Raw genomic sequence first — 6,256 nt, 5'->3', positions numbered from 1 at the left:
CGAACATCCCTACTTCAAAATTGAGAGAGAAGCGAAGAAGGAAGGAGGAGATAACTGCCCGTAAAAGCCCGATTGGTTCAACTAACTATCAGTATGGGATAAAGCCCTCGCTGATGGAAGTTTCACTTTATATGAAAGAAGGTTTTAGATTGGCTAGAGGTGTTTATATCCATATTCCGTTTTGCCATCAGATTTGCAACTATTGCGACTTCAACAAAGTATTTTTTAAAAATCAGCCAGTCGATGAATATATTGAAGCCTTGGGCGAAGAAATGCGCTTATGGACTCGTGACCATGATTTTTCAAAGATTGAAACAATTTTTTTAGGTGGTGGCACACCCACTTCATTATCGCCTGAACAACTGAATAGATTATTAGAGTTAATACGTATGTATATACCGGTGGAACATGTCACAGAATTTACATCAGAAGCAAATCCGGATGAATTAACAAAAGAAAAGTTGAAAGTGCTCTATAATGGCGGTGTCAATCGTCTTAGCTTAGGTGTACAAGCATTCCAAGACGAATTATTAAAGAAATTGGGTCGAACACATTCAAATGAACATGTTTTCAAAACAATTGAAGATGCTAAGAATACTGGATTTGAGAATATAAGTATAGACTTAATGTATGGATTACCAGGACAAACTATGCAGCAGTGGAAGAGCACTTTAGATATTGCATTTTCTCTACAGCTCCCGCATTTTTCAGCATATTCTTTAATAGTTGAACCAAAAACCATTTTTTATAATTTAATGGCTAAAAGAAAGTTGAGATTACCTGGAGAAGATTTAGAGGCTGAAATGTATGACGTACTGATGCGGCAAATGGAGCAACATGATTTGCATCAATATGAAATAAGTAATTTTAGTAAAGACGGTTATTCGTCAATCCATAATCGTATTTATTGGGATAATGATGAATATGTTGGGTTTGGTGCAGGTGCACATGGATATATTAATGGTATACGTTATTCAAACCATGGACCATTAAAAAAATACATGGCAGAAATCTCAAATGGAGAAAAGCCGATCAATGAAACACATACTGAAACAAAGCAAGAAAGAATGGAAGAAGAACTCTTTTTAGGTCTACGAAAAACAGAGGGTGTAAGTAAAAAACATTTTATCGAAAAGTTCAATTGTACAATAGAGAGTATTTATGAAAAACAATTGCAAGAGCTTGTCCTTAAAGGGTTTATAGCAATTGATGATGATTATATAAAACTAACTCGTAATGGACGTTTTGTAGGAAATGAAGTATTTGAAGAATTTTTACTATAAACCTGTGCATTTCCGTTGACATCATAATATAGAGGTGATAAATTAATAACTGTATTAGCACTCCTCGATGGTGAGTGCTAACAACGAGAGGTGATGATCATGCTAACAAATCGAAAGTTGCAAATTTTGCAAGTAATCATAGATGACTTCATAGCGACAGCGCAACCTGTAGGATCTCGCCAAATTGCGAAGAAGGACGGCATGACCTTTAGTGCAGCCACGATACGAAACGAAATGGCTGATTTAGAGGAGTTAGGTTTCTTAGAGAAAACCCATACTTCTTCTGGACGAGTACCTTCAGAAAAAGGTTATAGATATTATGTAGATCATTTATTAAAGCCTCAAGTTATTACTACTCAAGATATCAAAACCATCCAATCCTTATTCCAAGATCGGATGATGGAAACGGAACAGGTTATTCGTAAATCTGCTGATATTCTATCAGATTTGACGACTTACACTTCCATTATTTTGGGTCCAGATGTTCAGCTCCATAGGGTAAGACAATTTTCAATTGTTCCTTTGACAGCTGACTCGGCCGTGGCTATTATCGTAACGGATAATGGACATGTTGAAAACCGCTTAATCTCTATTCCGAAAAGTTTTTCTCCTTCGGATATTGAGAAAGTCGTTAACATATTAAATGAACGACTTGTCGGTGTTCCGCTTGAGCAGCTTCAAAATAAGCTTGAGCAAGAGGCAGCGGCAGTGATTAAATCGCATTTAGGTACCTATGATGGTTTATTATCGTCAATCTTTGATATCAACAAATATCAAGGGGAAGGTAAAATATACTACGGTGGAAAGACGAATATGCTCAATCAACCAGAATTCCATGACTTAAACAAAGTCCGAATGTTAATGGAACTAATGGAGAAAACAAGCCAAATACAAACGATTTTTCCATTACATGAAACAGGTATTCATATCCGGATAGGCTCTGAAAACCACCATTTAGCAATGGAAGATTGTAGTGTAATTACTGCGTCTTATTCAGTTGGTGAAGAGCTAAAAGGATCTATTGCTATCATCGGTCCTACTCGTATGGATTATAAACGAGTAGTTTCAATTCTAGATTTTATGAGTAATGGTTTATCATACCAATTTACAAAAAGAATCCAGTAAGATCGACATTAGAGGAGGATGACAATTGTCTCAATCAAAAGAAGAAAAAGAACAGCTAGTTGAAAATGAAAAAACTACTGAAGAAACAACAGTAGAAGAAACAACAGCTGAAACAAACGAAACAGTTGAAGATACTGAAAAAGAAGATGGACAAGACGAACTAGCGCTACTAAAAGAAAAGCTAGAAAATGAAAATGAACGTTATTTACGCCTACGTGCTGATTTTGATAATTTAAAAAGACGCACACAAATTGATCGCGTAGCACAAGAAAAATATCGTGCCCAAAAATTGCTTACAGATTTACTACCTGTATTAGATAATTTTGAACGTGCACTACAAGTAGAAGCAACAACGGAAGATGCCCAATCGATGAAACAAGGAATCGAAATGGTATACCGTTCATTAATAGAAGCAACAGCAAACGAAGGCCTAGAACCAATTGCAACAGAAGATGCACCGTTTGATCCGAATATTCATCATGCAGTAATGCAAGAAATAGATGAAACAAAAGAATCTGGAATTGTCTTACAAGAATTGCAAAAAGGTTATATACTTAAAGAACGTGTATTACGACCAGCGATGGTTAAAGTTAATGAATAAAACACATCATACTTTGATGAAAAGAAATCTAGGAGGAAATTCAAAATGAGTAAAATTATTGGTATTGACTTAGGTACAACTAACTCTTGCGTATCTGTATTAGAAGGTGGCGAACCTGTAGTTATCGCAAACAAAGAAGGCGCTCGTACAACTCCATCAGTTGTAGCGTTTAAAAACGGTGAACGCCAAGTTGGTGAAGTAGCTAAACGTCAATCAATTACAAACCCAAATACAATTATTTCTATTAAACGTCATATGGGTACTGACTATAAAGTAAAAGTTGAAGATAAAGAATATACTCCACAAGAAGTTTCAGCAATGATTCTTACACACTTAAAAGAATATGCTGAAGATTACCTTGGAGAAAAAGTAACAAAAGCAGTTATTACTGTTCCTGCTTATTTCAACGATGCAGAACGTCAAGCTACTAAAGATGCTGGTAAAATCGCAGGTCTTGAAGTTGAACGTATTATCAACGAACCAACTGCTGCAGCACTAGCATATGGTTTAGAAAAAATGGATCAAGATCAAAAAGTATTAGTATTTGACCTTGGTGGTGGTACATTCGACGTATCTATTCTTGAACTAGGTGATGGCGTATTCGAAGTACTTGCAACTGCTGGTGACAACCGTCTTGGTGGCGATGACTTTGACCAAAAAATTATCGATTATTTAGTGGCAGAATTCAAAAAAGAAAACGGCATCGATTTATCACAAGATAAAATGGCATTACAACGTTTAAAAGATGCAGCTGAAAAAGCGAAAAAAGAATTGTCAGGTGTAACATCTGCACAAATCTCATTACCATTCATTACTGCAGGTGAAGCTGGACCATTACACTTAGAAGTATCACTTTCTCGTGCGAAATTCAACGAAATCACAGCTGATTTAGTAGAACGCACAATGGTACCAACTCGCCAAGCTTTATCTGATGCAGGTCTATCAGCTTCTGAAATTGATCAAGTTATCTTAGTGGGTGGCTCAACTCGTATTCCAGCTGTACAAGAAGCTGTTAAAAAAGCAACTGGTAAAGAACCTCATAAAGGTGTAAACCCTGATGAAGTAGTAGCAATGGGTGCTGCTGTACAAGGTGGCGTACTTACTGGTGACGTTAAAGACGTAGTACTTCTTGATGTAACTCCATTATCACTAGGTATTGAAACAATGGGTGGCGTGTTCACAAAGTTAATCGATCGTAACACTACAATCCCAACTTCTAAATCACAAGTATTCTCAACAGCTGCAGACAACCAACCTGCTGTAGACATTCACGTACTACAAGGTGAACGTTCAATGGCTGCTGACAACAAAACTTTAGGTCGTTTCCAATTAACAGATATCCCTGCTGCACCACGTGGTATCCCTCAAATCGAAGTTACATTCGATATTGATAAGAATGGTATCGTTAACGTAAAAGCAAAAGACCTAGGTACTCAAAAAGAACAAAATATTACAATCCAATCTGATTCAGGCTTATCTGAAGAAGATATCGATCGTATGGTAAAAGAAGCAGAAGCAAATGCAGAAGCTGATAAAAAACGTAAAGAAGAAGTTGATCTTAAAAACGAAGCAGATCAATTAGTCTTCCAAGTAGACAAAACAATCACTGACCTAGGCGATCAAATTACTGAAGATGAAAAGAAATCAGTAACTGAAGCAAAAGAAGAATTACAAAAAGCTCTTGAAGCTGGTGAAATCGAAGGAATTAAATCAGCTAAAGAAAAATTAGAAGGTATTCTTCAACCATTAGTAATGAAAGTTTACCAACAAGCTGCTGAAGCACAACAAGCTCAAGCTGGTGCAGAAGGCCAAGCTACAGATAAAAAAGACGATGGCGTTGTTGACGCAGACTTCACAGAAGTTAACGATAAATAATCATCGTTTATAAAGCAATATGAAAAGCCAAAGACCGCTCTCGGGCTTTGGCTTTTTTAATTTAAGGTTAAGTGGCATTTTTTTCCGAAACGGGTAAAGGTTATTCGACCGGGTTTGCCGCCAAAGCTGGATAAGTATAAAAGCGGAGGTAGCTTGATCACTAGCCACAATTAGTTAGATTGCTTTTGCCATTTTATCGATACATGGTACAATAATAATTATGTGAAAAGAGCGGAGTGTGAAAGATGGAGAAACGCGATTACTACGAAATTTTAGGCATTCAAAAAACTGCGTCTAAAGACGAGATTAAAAAAGCTTATCGTAAACTATCAAAACAATATCATCCTGATTTAAACAAGGAAGCTGGAGCAGAAGAAAAATTCAAAGAAATAGCTGAAGCATATGAAATATTAAGTGACGATCAAAAACGTGCTCGTTATGACCAATTCGGTCACCAAGATCCAAACCAAGGCTTTGGTGGATTCGGTGGTGCTGAGGGCTTTGGTGGATTTGAGGATATCTTTAGTTCATTCTTTGGTGGCGGAAGAACTCGTAGAGACCCAAATGCCCCACGTAAAGGTGATGACCTTCAATATCGTATGACAATCAGCTTTGAAGAAGCTGTATTCGGTAAAGAAAAAGAAATTGAAATTCCTCGTGAAGAATCATGTGATACTTGCCATGGATCAGGTGCAAAACCAGGAACATCTAAAGAAACATGTAATCATTGTAATGGTTCTGGTCAAATTTCTGAAACGGTCAATACACCATTTGGTCAAATGGTTAACCGTCGCGCATGTAACCACTGTCAAGGTACAGGGCAAATTATTAAAGAAAAATGTTCAACATGTCATGGTGCAGGCTCAGTTAAAAAACGTAAAAAAATCAAAGTCAATATCCCAGCAGGTGTGGATGATGGTCAACAATTACGCTTAAGTGGTCAAGGTGAAGCTGGAGTAAACGGTGGGCCAGCAGGTGACTTATATATCGTCTTCAAAGTTCGTGCAGATGATCGATTTGAACGTGATGGTGATGATATCTATTTAGAATTACCGATTACATTCCCTCAAGCTGCATTAGGTGATGAAATTGAAGTTCCAACAATTCATGGAAACGTAAAAATGAAAATTCCAGCAGGTACTCAATCAGGCGATCGTTTCCGCATGAAAGGTAAGGGAGTTAAAAACGTTCATGGTTATGGAAATGGTGACCAACATGTCATCGTCCAAATCAAAACTCCAAAAAAATTAACTGAAAAACAAAAAGAACTATTAAGAGAATTTGCTAATATTTCAGGAGACATACCTGAAGAACAAGGTAGTTCATTAATTGATAAATTGAAGAAAAAATTTAAAGGTGAATAATTAGAGGA

The 6,256-nt window shown here is 36.8% G+C and carries 5 protein-coding genes; all 5 read left to right on the top strand.

The window, feature by feature from the left end:
- The first annotated feature begins 149 nt into the window (after window positions 1-149).
- The 5 genes from hemW (at window position 150) to dnaJ (ending at window position 6,248) form a co-directional block, all read left to right on the top strand.
- Window positions 150-1,283 (top strand): radical SAM family heme chaperone HemW, encoded by a 1,134-nt coding sequence (gene hemW / locus ACIQ4I_RS09720; RefSeq protein ID WP_403096126.1) that lies wholly within the window; start codon window positions 150-152, stop codon window positions 1,281-1,283.
- A 99-nt stretch (window positions 1,284-1,382) separates the two neighbouring features.
- Window positions 1,383-2,408 (top strand): heat-inducible transcriptional repressor HrcA, encoded by a 1,026-nt coding sequence (gene hrcA / locus ACIQ4I_RS09715; RefSeq protein WP_403095725.1) that lies wholly within the window; start codon window positions 1,383-1,385, stop codon window positions 2,406-2,408.
- A 25-nt stretch (window positions 2,409-2,433) separates the two neighbouring features.
- Complete coding sequence (gene grpE, locus ACIQ4I_RS09710) at window positions 2,434-3,009, top strand: nucleotide exchange factor GrpE (RefSeq protein ID WP_403095723.1); 576 nt, start codon at window positions 2,434-2,436, stop codon at window positions 3,007-3,009.
- Window positions 3,010-3,054: 45 nt separating this feature from the next.
- Window positions 3,055-4,884: a molecular chaperone DnaK gene (dnaK, locus tag ACIQ4I_RS09705; protein WP_397539373.1), complete on the top strand. Its 1,830-nt coding sequence runs from the start codon at window positions 3,055-3,057 to the stop codon at window positions 4,882-4,884.
- 245 nt (window positions 4,885-5,129) lie between these two features.
- A complete protein-coding gene (gene dnaJ, locus ACIQ4I_RS09700; protein ID WP_403095720.1) occupies window positions 5,130-6,248 on the top strand; it encodes a molecular chaperone DnaJ in 1,119 nt (372 codons plus the stop codon).
- The last annotated feature ends 8 nt before the right edge of the window (window positions 6,249-6,256 follow it).

Source organism: Rummeliibacillus sp. NPDC094406, assembly GCF_044763875.1.
Taxonomy (GTDB): domain Bacteria; phylum Bacillota; class Bacilli; order Bacillales_A; family Planococcaceae; genus Rummeliibacillus.
This window is presented reverse-complemented; position numbering and strand designations above follow the sequence as displayed.